The sequence below is a fragment of the Micromonospora sp. LOL_013 genome, from assembly GCF_048060315.1.
In the GTDB taxonomy this organism is placed as follows: Bacteria; Actinomycetota; Actinomycetes; order Mycobacteriales; family Micromonosporaceae; genus Micromonospora_E.
Genome location: NZ_JBHMIQ010000011.1, coordinates 11,735 through 27,698 on the forward strand (window position 1 = coordinate 11,735; position 15,964 = coordinate 27,698).

A 15,964-nucleotide genomic window follows, 5' to 3' on the forward strand; every position below is an offset into this window, starting at 1 on the left:
CCGACAGCCCCGAGACCCGGACCCGGACCCGGATTCAGCCAATCGGGTCTGATGAATCTCTGAATACCCACCGCTAGCGTCGCGCCATGGCACACGACTATCTGATCATCGGTGCCGGGCCTGCGGGAATTCAGCTCGCCGCCCTGATGCACCGCGACGGCCACGACTACGCGGTCCTCGAGGCCGGGGCCGCCCCCGGCACGTTCTTCACCCGCTATCCCCGACACCGGCAACTGATCTCCATCAACAAAGTGCACACCGGCTACGACGACGCCGAACTTCGGCTGCGGATGGACTGGAACTCGCTGCTCAGCGACGATCCGGAGCTGCTGTTCACCCGGTACAGCATGCGGTACTTTCCGGCAGCCGACGACCTGGTCCGCTACCTGGCCGACTTCGCCAGCGCCACCGGGGTACGGGTCGAGTACCAGACCCGGGTGATGCGGATCGGTCGCGACGGCGACGGGTTCGCCGTACTCGACGAACACGGCCGGACCTGGCACGCCCGCCGGGTGATCGTCGCGACCGGAGTGTCGCAACTGTACGTCCCACCGATCCCCGGCATCGAGACGGCAGAACGTTACGACACCGTCAGCGTCGACCCGACCAACTTCACCGGCCAGCGCGTCATGATCATCGGTAAGGGCAACTCCGGATTCGAGACCGCCGACGCGCTGATGGAAACGGCGGCCGTCATCCACGTCGCCGGTCCCCGCTCCGTCCGGTTCGCCTGGCAGACGCATTACGTCGGCCACCTGCGGGCGGTCAACAACAACTTCCTCGACAGTTACCAGCTGAAGTCGCAGAACGCGGTGCTCGACGGCACGATCGAGCGCATCACCCGCGACGCCGACGGCCGCTACCTGGTCCGGTTCCGCTACGCCCGGACGGTCGAAGCCATCCGGGAGATCCGGTACGACCGGGTGATCGCCTGCACCGGGTTCCGGTTCGACGCCGGCATCTTCGACGACACCTGCCGACCCCGGCTGGTCATCAACGACCGGTTCCCCGAGCAGACGTCCGCCTTCGAGTCGACCACCGTGCCCGACCTGTACTTCACCGGCACGCTCACCCAGCAACGCGACTTCAAGACGTCGACCAGCGGATTCATCCACGGCTTCCGGTACGGGGTACGGGCGTTGTACCGCATCCTCGGCGCCCGGTACCACGGCACCGGCTGGCCGACCACCAGACTCGACGCCACCCCGGAGGCAATCACCGACGCACTCGTCGCCCGGGTCAACCGGTCGTCGGCGCTGTGGCAGCAGTTCGGCGTGCTCGCCGACGTGGTAACCGTCGGGCCGGACGGCTCGGCGTACCACCACGAGGAGGTGCCGCTGGCGTACCTGACCGACGGTGGACTCGGTGCCAGCCTGCCCACCTTCGCCGTCACCCTGGAGTACGGGGAGAACCACGACTCGGTCGACCCGTTCGACGTGTCGGTACCCCGGGTCGCGGAGAACGACGCCGACGCCGCTCACGAGGCCACCTACCTGCATCCGGTGGTGCGGTTCCACAGCGGCGGCCGGGTACGCGCGGTGCACCACCTCGCCGAGAATCTGGAGAACGAGTGGGACCTGGCGAGCGTGCATCAACAGCCGCTGGCCGTGTTCGTGAAGGGGTGCCTCACCGATGTCGGCAGCTGAGCCGGCTGAGCTGCCTGGTCCGGCCGAGCCGGCGCCGGGGTACCCGCAGCCGATCCTGGACCTACTGGCGGCTGCCGCCGACCGGACGGTGTTCGAGCATGGTGCGCGCCACGTCACCGGAGCCGAGCTCCTGGACGCTGTCGGGCGGATCAGCACCGGTCTGCGGGCGGCGGGGATCGGGCCGGGTGACGGGGTGGCGATGGCGCTCGGCGTCTCGCCGGAGGCGTTCGCCGCCATGATCGCCGCCCAGGTGGTCGGCGCCCGGGTCGCCGGGGTGCGACCCGGGCTGACACCGGGACAGTTGCGTCACGTCCTCACTGGTGGCGGCACGGTGCCGGCCAACCGGGCGGTGGTGGTCGACCGGTCCACGGCGACCGACGGGCTACGGGTCGCAGCCGACGGACTCGACCTGCACGCCGTCGGCCCGTTGGGCGGTTCCGCCGGCTCGACCGGGGTTCGCGATCTGCTCGCCGGACCGCCGTCAGCGGCCGCACTGGACTGCGCCGGCCGTCCGGGGGACGGCGGGCGGATCATCTACACCAGCGGCAGCACCGGCAACCCGAAGGGCTGCCTCCAGACGTACGCCGCGCTCGGTGCGGGCTGGGCGGCGCGCCCCGACCGGTGGCCGGCAGCCGTCCGCGACCTGGCCGCCAGGCTGGACCGCTTCCTGGTCTTCGGGTCGCTGAGCAGCCAGGTGATGATGGAGTACACGGTGCTGACCCTGGCCGCCGGCGGCACTGCCGTGATCGCCGAACCCACCGGCGGCCCGGAACCGTTCCTGCCGCACGCGATCGCCCGGCTGCGGGCGACCGCCAGCGTGATCACCGTGCCCCGGCTGCATCAGTTGGTTGCCGGCCAGCGGACCGGTCCGGTCGATCTGGCTTCCTTGCGCGCCCTGCTGGTCTCCGGTTCCCCGTTGGAACCCGGCCGGTTGGCTCAGGCTGTGTCGGTGCTGGGGCCGGTCGTCTACCACGGGTACGGCCAGACCGAGGCCGGCCTGATCGCCATGCTGACCCCCGCCGAGATGGCCGCGGTGCCGGCCCGGCTGGCCAGCGTCGGCCGGCCGCCCGACCCGGTCGACACACAGATCCGCGACGACGCAGGCAACCAGGTCCCGGCAGGCGGCACCGGCGAACTGTTCGTCCGTACCCCGGGCCAGGCCGCCGGCTACTGGGCCGAGACGGCCGAGACGGCGGCCGTGTTCGTCGACGGCTGGGTACGGACCCGCGATCTCGCCCGCTTCGACGCCGACGGCTACCTGTACCTGCTCGGCCGGATCCGTGACGTGATCATCGTCGACGCCAACATCCAGTACGCCGGCCCGATCGAACGGGTCCTGGCCAGTCATCCCGGCGTGGCCGAGGCATACGTCGTCGGAATGCCCGACGAGCACAGCGGGGAGGCCGTGCACGCGTTCGTCGTGCCAGCTACCGCCGAGCGGCCGGACCCAGCGGAGTTGGGCGAGTTGGTGGTCGACCGGCTCGGCCAGGCCAGCCGGCCCCGTACCGTCACCTTCATCGACGTGGTGCCGGTCGGGCCGAGCGGCAAGCCGGACAAGCGGCAGCTCCGGCCGGGCGGCGGCTGAGCAGCCGAATACCGGCGCGGTCGCGTCGGTACGGGCTCAGGTCAGGCGCGGTCGCGGCGGTGCCGGCCGGTCTCGCCGGACGTTCCGGCGGTACGCCGCTTCAGCCCGAGCATGGTGCCGATCTGCGCGCCGACGATGCTCGCCGCGGTGATCACCGCGGTCACCGCGAGTGGACGGTTCAGGTTCTGAACCGGACCGGAGCGGCCGGCGGAGACGCCGCCGCCGAGGTTGCCGGTCGCCTCGTTGTCCACCTGCGAGGCGGGGCGGTCGGCGTCCGACGGTACGTCGACGGGCGGCGGGGTCTGCGGGGCCGCCGGCTGCTCCGGCGTCGGCTGCTCCGGGGCGGGCGTCACCGCCGGGGTGACGACCGTGCCGGTGGCGTGCGGCCGGACGCCGGTGTCCGTCGCCTCGGCAGGCAACCGCAGCAGCTGTCCGGCCCGGATCCGGTCCGGGTCGCCGATCTCGTTGATGTCGGCCAGCTCCTGGTAGTCACTGAACCCGCCGAGGTAGCGGTCGGCGATGTGGCCGAGGTAGTCACCCTTGGCGACCCGGTACACAGCCGGCTCCGCCGCCTCGTCCGGCTGGTCCGTCGGTGCTGTGTCGCCGCCTTCCGGGCCGGTGGGTGCCGACGCGAGCGTGTGCAACGCCGCCGGCGAGACCAGCGGGGCAGGCGAGCCTGCGGCGGCCGGTGTCGACGCGGCGGACCGCCCGGAGGCACCGACGAGCTGGTTCGGCGTCGCCTGCTGGCCGGCGGGCGCGGCAAGCTCAGGGGCGCTGCCGAACCCGATGCCCACCACCGCCGCCGAGGTCGCCTCGACCGGCCCCGGTGCGGCGTACGCCGCCGCCGGACCGGCCACCAGGATCAACGAGATCGCTCCGACCAGCGCGGCGGCGACCCGCTGCTGACGGCCCATGCCGGGCAGTTTCGGGGCCGGCCGCCGCAGCAGTCGGGCTGGCACCTCCACCAGCACCGACAGCAGGAACGTCGCCCAGCCCAACCAGCCGGCCACCGCCAACACCCGAACGAACAGCTGCCCGTCGTCGCGGCTGGTCAGCGCGGTGCCGATCTCGTCGATGCCGGGCAGGTGGTCGGGCAGCGGGTTGCCGGCGAACGCGATCAGCGCGACCGGTGCGCCAGCGAGCAGGATCAACAGGACGGTCAGCGCACCCAGGCCGGTGAGGACCTGCCCGAGGCGCCGGACGGGGGAAACGCGGGTCGCGCGCATGGTGCCGCTCCTCTCGAGGGGTCGGCTTCCCGTCACGGGTCGGTCCGGAGCACGGCGGTGGCCTGCCCGGTCACCGCAATCCCCGGCGGGAAACCGAAGAGGCTGAGCATGGTGGTCTCGTAGGTCATGTCGACGGTCACCGTCATCTGCTGCTGATCGGGGGCGACCTCGACCGTGTACCCGGTCACCCCGGGCATGCCGTCGAAGTAGTGGTCTACCGCAGCGGTGGCCGCCGGGACGTCGATGAACTGGCCCGCCCCGCTGACTGCCAGACCGATGTCGATCTGCTGCCCGCCGGTGCGGGCCGCCTCAGCGGCCAGGTTGTCCGCCCGTTGCTTGGTGCGGTACTTGCCGGCGGCGTCCACGGTGATCCCCAGGACGGTCGCTACGGCGAGGAAGGCCACGGCGAGGAAGACACTGACCCGCCCCGCGTCGCGGTGACCGGACGCGTCGCCGTTGACGCCCGGCCGCTGGCGACTTCCGCCCGGCCGCTGGCGGCTCATCCCCGCCCCCGGTAGCGGTCGAGCGGGGAACGGAAGTCGGCGCTGAGCAGCCGGTCCTGCGCCACCCAGGGCAGCCCCAGGTCGCCGAACTGGACCGTGCAGCTGACCCGGACGTGGATCAGCGCGGTGGTGCTGCCGGGCGCGGTGGCGAACGCCTTGGTCAGGGTGTCCACCCCGTTCGGGGCAAAGTCGGCGGCCGGCTCCCCGGCGCAGGCGATGCCCTCCCAGTCGAGGCGCTGCTGCGCGGCGTACTCGGCGTTGGTCTGCGCCTCGGTCACCGACCGGGAGATGGACGCGGCGCGGGCGGCGTCGTGCGCTGCCGCGTCCAGGGCGTTGCGGGCCAGCACGGTCCGCCCGGTCACCCAGGCGACGACGACCAGCAGCAGGAACGCCGGGGTGAGGATGGCCACCTCCACCGAGACGGAGCCCCGGTCACGGCCCCGGTCGCAGCCCGCATGGCGTCGCCGCACGTTCAGCCTCCCGCGACCTGCTCGAACCGCTCGATCTCGCCGTTGGCGGTCTCGCTGACGGTGAACGTCACCCCCGGCACCAGGGACAGCGCCTTGCCGCTGACGGTGTACGACACGTACCGCCCGTCCGGGCCGACCGACGGCTCCGGCAGCGGGTCCGGGTCGAGCCAGTCGCCCGCGTCGGCGAGGAACGCGGCGGCGCGTTGCGCACCCACCCCGGTGTCGGCGTTGCCGCTGCCCAACGCGTCGTAGCCGCGTTCGGCGGTGACCGCCTGCTGGGCGGCGCTCAACGCCACGGTACGGGCCAGGAACAGCGCGGCGACCTGGATCGAGGCGAACAGCAGCAGCAGGATCGCCGGCAGCAGGATCGCCAACTCGACCGGCGCCGCGCCCCGGTCCCGGGCGGGCCGGGCCACCGGGGTGCAGGCGGGCCGGACCACCGGGGTGGGGATGGTCCGGCCCGGCCGGCCGACGAAGTGACAGCACATGTCGCCGATCAATCGCCGCCGCCCGGGAAGTTGCCCGAGTCCGGCAGGTCGCTGGTCGGATCCGGGTTGGCGTTCATGAAGTCGAACGCCAGGTTCGACGCCCAGGCGAGGACGGCGATCGCGACGAGCGCCAGGCCGACGATGATCACCGCGGTGGGGACCGGGCTGTCGCCCCGGTCCCGTTCGTCAGCCCCGCGCAGCTCGCCGATCCGGCCGGCCACCGCGAGGTAGAGGCGGGTGAATATCTGCATGGTGACTTGTCCTTTCGGGGGTCTGGCCGATGGCCGCCGGGCGGTCAGATCCGGGCGGTCAGATCCGGGCCAGGAAGGGATAGAGGACGAATCCGATCAGGACGAAGACCAGGAACGCTCCCGGGATGTCGAGCCGGCCGGTGACCGCCTCCGCCCGAGCCAGGTTGTCGGTCCTGATCTGGTCGCGCAACGAGTCGGCGCGGCTGCGCAACGTCTCGTGCACCTGGGCACCTTCGGTGCCCGACGACTGCATGATCGACCCGACGTCACCGAGTTCCGGCACGCCGATCTGGTCGGAGAGGTCCCGCAATTCGTCCCAGGGCGAATGCATCTGCAGCTGGGCCAGCCGCAGCGCCTCCCGGATCCGTTCGAAGACCCACCCGTCACACACCTTCGCCGCCCGTTCCAACGCCTGCACCGGCCCGTGCGCCGCGGACAGCTGCAACGCGACGAGGTCCAGATAGGTGCAGACCGCCCGGCTGAACTCCCGCCGGGCCTGCCTGGCCTTGCTCAGCACGTCCTGGTGGGCGATCAGCGCGGCCGCCGCCGCCAGCACCAGGCCCGCCGCCACCGGTACGGCGATCGGCAGGCCGATGCCGACCACGCCGAGCGCCATGCCCAGCACCGGCGGCGCGACCAGCCCGATCAACGCCGACAGCAGCAGCGACAGGGCGTACTGCTCCGGGGTCCGGCCGAGCAGGGCGAGCTCCTTGTGCGGTGGCCGCAGCCACCGGACCACGCCGGTCAGCCAGACCAGGTCACTGTCCGCGGTGACCACACCCGGCCGGCTCTGAGCGTGGTGCAGCCGGCGCAGCGCCGGCCCGAGCGCCGGCGTGGCCGGGCTGGTCTCCCGCAGCAGCAGGAAGACCCCGAGGCCGATCAGCGCCCCACTGACCACCGCGACGGTCAACTGCCAGTTGAGGATCATGTCAGCACCTCGTCGGGGTCCGGGGCGGCGAGGAACCGGGCCGGTCGGGGCGGGATGCTCATCTGCCGCACCCAGACGAGCAGCGCGACGAACAGGCCGCCCAGCGAGACCATCACCAGTTGGCCGGTCGGCGTGCCGTACGGCGCCATGTAGTCCGGGTTGACCAGCCCGTACCCGAGGACCAGCAGGGTCATCACGGTCAGGAACCGCACCGCGAACCGGGGCTGGGTGCGTTTCGCCTCCACCTCGCGACGGGTGGCGACCTCGGCGGCGGCCGCGTTCGCGATCGACCCCAGGACGTCACCGAGCCGCTCGCCCCGGTCGGTGAGGTGCAGGATCAACGCCGCCGCCACCTGGTCGCAGACCGGGTCGCCGATCTCGTCGGCGAACGCCAGCAGCGCGGTCCGGCCCAGCCAGCCGGCCTGTAGCCGGGATGCCAAATCCCGTACCTCCGGGTTGATCTGCTCAGGGGCGGTGCTGACCGTGCCGATGATTGCCTGCTGCAGGCCCTGGCCGGTGCCGGAGACGTCCTTGAGTCGGCGGGTCCACTCGCCGACGGCTTCGATCCGGGCGATCGCCCGCCGCTCGGCCTTGCCGACGTTGAACAGCCACGGCGCCCCCGGCACGGCGACCGCGACCAGCACGCCGGCCACCGGCAGGCCGGTGATCAGGAAGGCGAACGCGCCGACCAGCCCGGCGGCGACCAGCAGCGCCTGATGCTGGCGCTGTTCGCGGCGGCTGGCGCCGGAGCCCAGCCAGAGCCGACGCACCGGCAGCCCGGCGCGCGACGGCGGCCCGGGTGGTCGGCTGGTGCCGATCAGCGCGACGACGGCGAGGACCAGGCCGCCGATGCAGGCGGCGCCGGCGACGACCGCGATCACCTCGATGTTGGCGGGCAGGTTCACCGGTGCCCCCGCAGGACGGTGTGCCGGGGCCGACGCCAGGCACCGACGCCGGCCTCGATGTAGCGGGACAACATCCGGGCGTCGTAGCCGACCCGCAGCAGCTGCTCCCGGATTCGTTCCGGCAGGTGCCGGGGGACCGCCCGGCCGTCCGGGCCGGGGCCGAAGACGGTGGTGGTGGCGATCCGACCGCCCTCACCGACCCCGATCACCTCCTCGACGTGCGAGACGAACCGGTGCTTGCGGCCGCCGATGCCGGTCTCGTCCTCGACGGTGACGTAGACGATCAGGTCGAGGGCGTTGCCGGCCATCCGGCGGGCCTGGTCGACGGTCATCTCCCGGCCGTGCGACAGGGCCAGCTCGACGATCCGCTCGCCGACCCCGGACGGGGTCCGGGCGTGGATGGTGCACATCGAGCCGCGGCTGGTGGTCATCGCCTGCAGCATCGGCACGATCTCCCGGGACCGGACCTCACCGACAATGATCCGCAGTACGCCCATCCGCAGCGAGACCGGGATCAGGTCGGCGATGCTCACCTCACCGGCCGGTCGGCCGTCGAAACCGCGTTCGCCGTGCCCCTCCCGTGCCTCGAAGCTCATCACCGCCCGGTGCCGGTCGGTACGCCGGGCCGGCAGCAGTTCGCGGCTCTCCTCCAGCAGCACGTACGGCTCGTCGGGCGGAATCTCGTCCATCAACGCCCGGATAATGGTGGTCTTACCGGCCCCGGCCAGCCCGGCGACCATGATGTTCAGCCCGGCCCGCATCGACGCCCGCAGGAAGTCGCGGACCAGCACGTCGATCATCTCGTCCAGGTCGGGTCGGCCGCCGGCCACGTCGTCGAGGCTGATGTCCAGGGTGTTGTGCTTGCGGATCACCGCGTACGGGCGGTGGCTGACCAGGTAGACGGCGGCCAGCCGGCTGCCGTCGGGCAGTTGCAGGTCCAGCGTCGGCTTCGAGGTGGACAGCGACCGTTCGGTGGCCCCGGCCCGGCGGGCGGCCGCCTGCAGGATCTCCACCAGCTCGTCGTCGCTGTCGGCGATCGGGGCGTGCCAGTCCACCTGCCCGTTGCGCCGGGTGATCCGCACCTGGTCACAACCGAGGATGTGAACCTCTTCGATGGTGTCGTCGACCAGCAGGGTCTGCAGCCGGCCGAGCCCGACGAGTTCGGCGGTGACCTGGTCGAGCAGCACCCGTTCCTCGTACGCGGTCAGCGGGGTGCCGGCCCGGCGGACCTGGTCGGCGTACTCGGCGACGACCGCGACAGCGATCCGGGCCCGCTCGACGTCCTCCTCGTCAATGGTGAACTCGCGACCCCGCTGCCAGCGGGTGAGCCGGGTGCTGAGCTCCCGGCGCAGCTCGCGGACCAGTGCGAAGTCGGTACGCGGCCGGGCCAGCGCACCGGTGCCGGTGGCGTCGGGGGTGGCCGGCGGCGCGGTGGCTGGAGCCAACGCGGTCGGCGGCGGCACGACGGGCGGCGGGGCGGGGCGCGGCGGGGTCACGGGAGGCGCGGTGGCCGGTGTGGTACCGGGCTGGATACCGGGCCGGGGTGCACCCGGGGTAGGCGGAGCGGCCGGTGTGTTGCCCGCCGGTGCCGCGCTGACCGGGACAACCAGCGGCCAACTGTGCCGCGCGCTGTGGCCGTGCTGCGCTGGACGCAGCGGTACGCCACTGTGCCGCGTCGCGGCAGGCGGTACTGCGTCGCCAGGGGCGGCTTCGCCCGGGATGCCGTTCGGACCGAGCGGCGGCGTGATCGAGGTGAGCGGGTCCGGCCGGTCCCGGGCCGGCCGCTGCGGCCGGCCGGCGGTGTTGTCGGACTCGTCGCGGGGGTCGCTCAGCACTGGCTCAAATCGCATTAGGCACCCCTTCCGGCGTAGCCCACCGCAGCCGGGCCTGCCGTCGCTCGATCAGCGAACGGACCGGGACCTCCAACGCGCCGGCCGCCCGCAGCAGCGGCCGGTTGAGCTTGACGGTGCCGCCGTGGCTGAGCACCTCGGCGGTACGGGGGTCGGCCGGCAACCGGGAGATCACCGGCAGCTGCAGGGCCTTGCTGATCTCGGCGCGGCTGTGGCCGTCACCGACCAGCAGCAGCCGCAGCGAACCGGGCGGCACCCGGTGCTCAGCGAAGTCCCGCTCGATCGTGGTCACCGCCGCCCGGGCGCTGGACAGGTCGGGCAGGTGCGCGGCGGCCACCACCAGGACGACAGTCGCCGCCCGTAGGACCGGCCACGGTGGATTAGCGACGTAAAGTCGGCCACAGTCGACGATCACATCGTACGGTGGACGGCCGTGTTCCAGGCCGACGAAGAAGTCGGCGAACCGTTGCCACAGCGGGGTGACGCTGCCGATCTGCGTCGGGTCGACCACGCCGGGCAGCAGCAGCCGCTCCCGGCGGGGGGCGTCCAGGTCGACCAGCTGGCTCCAGAAGGCCTCCTCGAGGTTGCCGTCGCGCAACTCGCTGACCGCCAGTTCCCCGATCCCCCGCCGGCCCTTTAGGGCACCGCCGAGGTAGCCAGCCATCAACGTCCCGCCGGCCGGATCGCACTCGGCCAGCACCACCCGGTGGTGCCAGGAGAGCGTGCAGGCGAGCGCACTGGTGGTGACGCCGGGGGAACCCTTGGCGGAGACGAGCGCGACGATGGCCATCTGTCAGGCTGCCGGGGCCAGCACGACCGCGATCCTGTCCTCGGCGGCGAGCACCACCACCGCCGGCACGTCCCGCGAGGCGAGCGCCAGGTAGGCGATGACCCCGCTGCGGTCGTCGGCGGCCACGTCGATCACGGTCGCGTCGAACCGGGTGACCGCGTTCTCACTGGCGTTACGCGTCGGGGTGCCGACGAGGATCAGCTTGTCGCCGGGGTTCAGCTGCCGGGCCGGCACCTGGTCGGCCCGCAGTCCGATGGCGATCTGCTGCTGGTCCGGCCCGATCATCGGCTCGTTGGTCAGCTGCGCCGGAGTGAGCAGACTGCCGGGGACCAGGGCGACCGCTGCCCGCAGCCCGACGACCTGGTCGAGCTGGCTGGCCGGCACCGGCTTGATCGCCTGCCCACCGGCCACCTGGACGGTCACCAGGTCGTCGGCGGACAGCACCGTACCGACCGACACGTCCCGGGCGACGGCCAGGTAGGAGCCGGTGGACCGGACCGAAGTGAGCGCGAAGGCGGACCCGAGCCCGCCGAGGGCGATCAGCAGCACCGCCAGCCCGAGCAGGCCGGGCCGGACCCGTCGCTGCCGGACGATCTTCGGCGGGGTGACCGGGGCGTCGACGCCGCCCTGGCCGGTACGTGTCGTCGCCACGGTCATCGCCGTACCACCTGCAGTTCGTCGATCTCAATCTCGATGGGGTCGCTCGTCATCTGCTGGTTCGCGAAGACGCCCTGCTCGACCCCGTTAAAAGTCCAGGAGACCTTCCAGTCGACCGTGGCGACGATCCGGTAGCTGCCCGGCGTCGGGTAGCCGTCGTCGTAGCCGCAGCCAGGGTTCCAGGGGTTGTCGGCCACCGGGTCGTACGCGTCGAAGACCTCGTCCCGTTCGCAGCTGAAGCTGTCGCCGTTGCCCATGTTGAAGGTGATCTCGTCGACTTCGGCCACGACCCGGACGCTGACGTCGCGGTCCGCCTCGTCCTCATCAAGCGGCCCCCAGACGGCGTTGGACTCCTCGGACCACACCCAGACCGGCAGACCGACCAGGCCGGGCTTGTCCGGGTCGGGCGCGGTGTGGATGACCGGCTTCTCGAACTGGATTCGGGCGTACGCGCGGCGGCGCAGCTCGTACGGGTCCGGCGGCGCCCCATAGCCTGGCGGCGGGTCGGTGAGCCACTCCGGGTCCCGGGAGACCAGACCGGCGACGCAGCTGATCTGATACGCGGTTTGGCCGGGCTCAGCGTCCGGCGGCTGCGGCTCGGCCCGCATGTAGTAGCACCCGTTCTCCCGGTTGAACCAGCCGAGGACTTCGTCGTAGCAGGGCAGCTCGACGCCGTCGCGGTAGCAGGGCTCGGCTCCGCCGTCCCCACCGCCGCCGTCGCCGGGTCCGCCACCGCCGTCGTGACCGGGGCCGCCGGGGTTGCCCGGCCCCTCGACCCAGCCGTCGCACTCGGGTTGGGTGACCGCGCAGCCGCCGCCGGACGACTGGGCGGCAGCCGGTGCAGCGGCGGTCAGCCCGACAGCGGTCAGCAGGGCGACGAGGACCAGCCCGGCGAACCGGCGACGGTTGGTGGCGGCGACCCCGGTCAGCATGGCTGGTCCCGGTGCGAGAAGCCGCCGCTGATCAGCCAGCGACCGTCGTCGTAGCGGGTCGCGGTGGCGGTGGCCAGGTAGCGACTCACTTCGGTGCCGGGAACGACCGTGTCGGTGTCGTCGGCGTAGACCATCCGGTAATTCGTGGCGTCCAGGCAGTCCTGGATAACCACGGTTACCGGGACCGAATCCAGATTCACCTCGGTCACCGTCGGTTCGGAGATTAGCGAGCCGATCCGCATCGCGCCGTGCTCCTTCGCGTCTCGAATGCTCAGCCGGACCTGCGCCAGGAGCGGATCCGCCAGATACTTCTTCAACTCGGGGTGGTGGGGGTCGGCCGCGTGTTCGGCCTTCTCGGCGGCGGCGAGGTAGCCGTTGTACGCGGCGAGCGCGGCTTCGGCGGCCTCGGCGGTGGCCGGGTCGTCGGTCGCCGCCGGTACGCGCAGTGGTGGCAGGGTGGCGGACTGCTCGCTGGCGCAGCCGACGAGTGCGGCAGCCGCGAGCACCGACGCGGCCAGCATCACCGCTGGCCAGGGGCGCTGACTTGGCCTCACGTCCGTCCTCCTCGGTGCCCGCCGGGCCGGCCAGGGTGGCGCAGGGCGACAAGCACTATTGCCAACATCGATGTGTTGGGGCGTTGCCGTACTGTCCGCTGGAATGATCCAGTGCTGCCTCCGGCTGGTCCGGCCAGGTGTCGACCGACGCATTTCCGCCGGTCGGTCGGATGTTTCCCGGCGGTAGTGCATCGCTCAAGGGGGGAGCATAGGCTGACGCCCGCGACAGCAACAGGGGCAATTCAGAACAATACTCAGGGTTACGATCTTCGAGTCCGGTCCCGATGGAGGGCGGTGCGATGCCCGGTCATTCCGATCACCGCCCTAAGACGCATCCGAGTACGTCTGTCAAGTGGGCGGCGGTGATCGAAAACCGACAGTCGCCATCGCGAATTGCCAGCCTGCGCCGGATTCTGTCCCATTTGGAAGTCGACGGCCAGCGCGACCGCTGCCAACCGGTGAGCCGACCACGGTGCGAGCCGAAACCGGTCGACCGGACTCCGCCAGGCCGGTCGACACCGAAAGTAAGCGATCATGAAAACACGGACCGTGACCGACGTCGCGGAGGCCGGGAGAGGGCGCAGGGATGATCACCGGTAACGAGCGCCCGATCGGGACCGAGTCGGCACCGGCCCCCGCCGGGCGACGGCCCGGCCAGGCCGGCAGGCTGCTCGGCGTACTGCTGGTGCTGCCCGTGCTGCGCCGGGCCGCCGCCGTCCACTCGGTGGCACCCGGCGAACCGTGGCGCACCGGTTGTCCACGGTGCGGCACGCCGCTCGGCGCGGCCGGCCGGGCGGGGTCACTGTCCCCCATGGCGTCGCTGTCCCCACTGGCCAGATGCGGCGGCTGCGGTGCCCGGGTCGGCCCGCCACCGTTCGCCGTCGAGGTGGTCGCCATCGCGGCGCTGGCAGCGTTGGTGTCCACCGGCCATCCCTGGCCGGTGGTTCTGGCGCTGATCTGGTGGGCGGCCTGGATGGTCCCGCTGGTCTTCGTCGACCTCGCGGTGCACCGGCTGCCGGACCGGCTCACCTACCCGGCCGCCGCCGGGACCTGGGCGCTGTTCGGCGCGGCGGTGCTGCTGGGTGAGCCGTCAGCGGCCTGGCTGCGGGCGGTCATCGCCGGTACGGGCGTCGCGGCGCTGTTCGCCGCCACCACCCTGGCTTTCGGCGCCAGGGGGTTCGGGCTGGGCGACGCCAAACTGGCGCTCAGCGTCGGCGCGGTGCTCGGCTGGTTCGGTTGGCCGATCGTGCTGCTCGGGCTGCTGGTCGCCTTCGTGGGCTCGGGCGGCGTGGCAGTGGTCCTGCTGGTCGCCCGGCGGATCCGGTGGACCCAGCAGCTACCGTTCGGGCCATTCCTGGTGCTCGGGGCCGTCGTCGGGGTGCTGCTGGCCAGTCGACTGCCGGCGGGCTGAGCACAACCTCACCCCGACTCACGCCGAAATGCAGATCCGCTCGACATGCTCGAAGATGTCCGCGTCGGTCTCCTGCTGCCAGGCTGGCAACGCGTCCCAGTCGGCCACGTACGACGGCTTCGGATCGTCGAAGTGCTTGTGGATCTGGGCGATCCAGCACAACGCCACAAAACGCCCCTTCTGCTCCCGGCTCAGCTTCGCTGTGCAACCGGAACTGACCTGCACGAAGTCGTGAATCTGGCCGAACACGGCCGAAGCGGCCTGTCGCTCCCATTCGGGGGTGGCCTCCCACGGGGCGACGTAACCGGGCTTCGGCTCGCCCGGATAATGCCGGAGCACCCCGGCTGTCCACGCCTCACGGAAGTGGCGACCCCGCTCGTCGGTCATGATCGGCCCTGATTCCTCTCGTCTCGTCATCAGATCATTTCGCCGTCAGGCTGCAGCCGTCAGCAGGCCGGTTATCCGGTCGTTCAGCTGTGCGACCTGAGCATCAGCCAACAGGGCCGGCGTGAGTTGGCGCTGGAAGCCCTGCACCTTCCGGCCCAGGTAACCGACGGAGTGGGTTTGCTCGGCGATGCCGACAGCTTCGCTGCCGTACCGGAGCATCCGATCGATGTCGGTACGTTGAGCGCTCAGCAATGCAAGATCGGCCAGGATGCCACCCCGACGACGCGGCGACATCGTACCGGCGCTGGCCGCAAAGAGCGCACGCTCGGCCAGATCGACCTGCCCCAATGCAAGGTGACAGGCGCCTCGCTCCTCGCATATCCGGCTTCCATCGAAACGCAGCCAGCCACCAGGACTGGCCAGGCCGTCGAGACCGTGCACCTGCTCAGCGGTATCCAAGGCGTGTTCGCAAGCTTCCCGGTCGCCCAGTCCTGCGAACGCCTGAGCCTGCACAGCTGCGACCCAATGGCGGGTGGACAGTTGACTATCGCCACGTTGGGCGATCCGTGCTGCGGCGTCGAGCACGGTCACGGCCCGGCTGTACTGCTGGTCGTACAGGTTGACAAACGCCTGCCGGGTCAAGGCGCAGGCCCAGCGGTCGTAGGAACGCGACTCACGACCCGCCGACGCCGCCAACGAGTAACAATGTGCAGCCTCGGCGTACTGGTCGGCGTCGAAAAAGATCTCGCCCGCCAGTTGGAACAGGTCGCATGCCAGCACGCACAGCCTGCGGTGCTCGGCCCCCGTACGTGCCCGGTCGAGCCGGTCGACCAGCACGGCGGCCTGCTCCTGGACCAATGGGTAGACGAGGCGCTTGGGCCTGGTCAGCCCGAAGACCTGCCACAGGCGGGCGTTGAGTTCTGCGTATTGATCCAGGTCACCGGCCTCATGAGCCAGGGTCGCCGGGAGCAGAGCCGCCCCGTGGCTTCCAGTTGGTAGTGCCGTGAGGGCACCCGCGACGCTTATCAGGCGGAGAAGTTCGCGGCGATGCATGTCGTCGAGTACACCCGTCGGCTCTGACCGGACCGGAACCGGGCCGGCGGCGGTTGGTCGAGGTGTAGGAACAGGAGGAGACAGGTCCTCGTCCCCACCCATTAGCCAGTGGTCGAGCTGCTCTGCCGTTACCTCCAGGATCTTGCACAGCTTCAACCGCGTATACGGATAGGGGGTGGTGACGCCGTGTTCGAGTCGGGCGATCGTCGTACGGTCCACGCCGATCTTCTCGGCGAGAGTCTCCTGGCTGAAACCGAGCGCCTTCCGACGCTCGACGAACCGGCGGCGCTTGACTGCCACAGGCACCTCCGCCCTTTGGGACTCCCGT

The 15,964-nt window shown here is 71.4% G+C and carries 17 protein-coding genes; 3 read left to right on the forward strand and 14 right to left on the reverse strand.

Going from position 1 to position 15,964, the window contains the following annotated elements; genetic code table 11:
- Positions 1–86: 86 nt before the first annotated feature.
- Complete coding sequence (locus ACFHWS_RS09305) at positions 87–1,646, forward strand: NAD(P)-binding domain-containing protein (protein ID WP_416568023.1); 1,560 nt, start codon at positions 87–89, stop codon at positions 1,644–1,646.
- On the forward strand, positions 1,633–3,231 hold the full coding sequence (locus ACFHWS_RS09310; protein ID WP_416568024.1) for a class I adenylate-forming enzyme family protein: 1,599 nt from the start codon (positions 1,633–1,635) through the stop codon (positions 3,229–3,231). Before ACFHWS_RS09305 ends, ACFHWS_RS09310 begins: the two co-directional genes overlap by 14 nt.
- A 41-nt stretch (positions 3,232–3,272) precedes the next feature.
- Here the strand turns inward: ACFHWS_RS09310 and ACFHWS_RS09315 are convergent, their stop codons facing one another.
- The 12 genes from ACFHWS_RS09315 to ACFHWS_RS09370 are packed head-to-tail and all read right to left on the reverse strand — an operon-like array spanning position 3,273 to position 12,752.
- The gene (locus ACFHWS_RS09315) at positions 3,273–4,457 is read right to left on the reverse strand and encodes a LysM peptidoglycan-binding domain-containing protein (protein ID WP_416550827.1); all 1,185 of its coding nucleotides are present in this window, start codon (positions 4,455–4,457) and stop codon (positions 3,273–3,275) included.
- A gap of 32 nt (positions 4,458–4,489) precedes the next feature.
- Positions 4,490–4,960, reverse strand: coding sequence for a pilus assembly protein TadG-related protein (locus ACFHWS_RS09320; protein ID WP_416550828.1), 471 nt, complete (start codon positions 4,958–4,960; stop codon positions 4,490–4,492).
- Positions 4,957–5,430, reverse strand: a complete 474-nt coding sequence (locus ACFHWS_RS09325) for a TadE/TadG family type IV pilus assembly protein (RefSeq protein WP_416550829.1) — start codon at positions 5,428–5,430, stop codon at positions 4,957–4,959. Before ACFHWS_RS09325 ends, ACFHWS_RS09320 begins: the two co-directional genes overlap by 4 nt.
- A 2-nt stretch (positions 5,431–5,432) precedes the next feature.
- The gene (locus ACFHWS_RS09330; RefSeq protein WP_416550830.1) at positions 5,433–5,930 is read right to left on the reverse strand and encodes a TadE/TadG family type IV pilus assembly protein; all 498 of its coding nucleotides are present in this window, start codon (positions 5,928–5,930) and stop codon (positions 5,433–5,435) included.
- Positions 5,927–6,169, reverse strand: a complete 243-nt coding sequence (locus ACFHWS_RS09335) for a hypothetical protein (protein ID WP_416550831.1) — start codon at positions 6,167–6,169, stop codon at positions 5,927–5,929. Before ACFHWS_RS09335 ends, ACFHWS_RS09330 begins: the two co-directional genes overlap by 4 nt.
- Positions 6,170–6,227: 58 nt before the next feature.
- Complete coding sequence (locus tag ACFHWS_RS09340) at positions 6,228–7,094, reverse strand: type II secretion system F family protein (RefSeq protein ID WP_416551090.1); 867 nt, start codon at positions 7,092–7,094, stop codon at positions 6,228–6,230.
- Positions 7,094–7,996: a type II secretion system F family protein gene (locus ACFHWS_RS09345; RefSeq protein WP_416568057.1), complete on the reverse strand. Its 903-nt coding sequence runs from the start codon at positions 7,994–7,996 to the stop codon at positions 7,094–7,096. Before ACFHWS_RS09345 ends, ACFHWS_RS09340 begins: the two co-directional genes overlap by 1 nt.
- A gap of 2 nt (positions 7,997–7,998) precedes the next feature.
- A complete protein-coding gene (locus ACFHWS_RS09350; protein WP_416568025.1) occupies positions 7,999–9,852 on the reverse strand; it encodes a CpaF family protein in 1,854 nt (617 codons plus the stop codon).
- On the reverse strand, positions 9,842–10,642 hold the full coding sequence (locus ACFHWS_RS09355; protein ID WP_416568026.1) for a ParA family protein: 801 nt from the start codon (positions 10,640–10,642) through the stop codon (positions 9,842–9,844). Before ACFHWS_RS09355 ends, ACFHWS_RS09350 begins: the two co-directional genes overlap by 11 nt.
- Before the next feature lie 3 nt (positions 10,643–10,645).
- Positions 10,646–11,299: an SAF domain-containing protein gene (locus tag ACFHWS_RS09360; RefSeq protein ID WP_416550834.1), complete on the reverse strand. Its 654-nt coding sequence runs from the start codon at positions 11,297–11,299 to the stop codon at positions 10,646–10,648.
- Positions 11,296–12,231 carry a hypothetical protein gene (locus ACFHWS_RS09365; RefSeq protein WP_416568027.1) on the reverse strand — a complete coding sequence of 312 codons (936 nt, stop codon included), beginning with the start codon at positions 12,229–12,231 and terminating at the stop codon, positions 11,296–11,298. Before ACFHWS_RS09365 ends, ACFHWS_RS09360 begins: the two co-directional genes overlap by 4 nt.
- Positions 12,225–12,752: a hypothetical protein gene (locus ACFHWS_RS09370; protein WP_416568058.1), complete on the reverse strand. Its 528-nt coding sequence runs from the start codon at positions 12,750–12,752 to the stop codon at positions 12,225–12,227. Before ACFHWS_RS09370 ends, ACFHWS_RS09365 begins: the two co-directional genes overlap by 7 nt.
- 619 nt (positions 12,753–13,371) lie before the next feature.
- Between ACFHWS_RS09370 and ACFHWS_RS09375 the strand changes: the two genes are divergently transcribed.
- Positions 13,372–14,196: a prepilin peptidase gene (locus tag ACFHWS_RS09375; RefSeq protein ID WP_416550836.1), complete on the forward strand. Its 825-nt coding sequence runs from the start codon at positions 13,372–13,374 to the stop codon at positions 14,194–14,196.
- Positions 14,197–14,214: 18 nt separating this feature from the next.
- Here ACFHWS_RS09375 and ACFHWS_RS09380 read toward each other — a convergent pair whose 3' ends face one another.
- Both ACFHWS_RS09380 and ACFHWS_RS09385 read right to left on the reverse strand, forming a co-directional pair.
- Positions 14,215–14,583 carry a hypothetical protein gene (locus ACFHWS_RS09380; RefSeq protein ID WP_416550837.1) on the reverse strand — a complete coding sequence of 123 codons (369 nt, stop codon included), beginning with the start codon at positions 14,581–14,583 and terminating at the stop codon, positions 14,215–14,217.
- A 45-nt stretch (positions 14,584–14,628) separates the two neighbouring features.
- Entirely contained in the window at positions 14,629–15,936 is a 1,308-nt protein-coding gene (locus tag ACFHWS_RS09385) for a helix-turn-helix transcriptional regulator (RefSeq protein ID WP_416550838.1), read from the reverse strand.
- Positions 15,937–15,964: the final 28 nt, after the last annotated feature.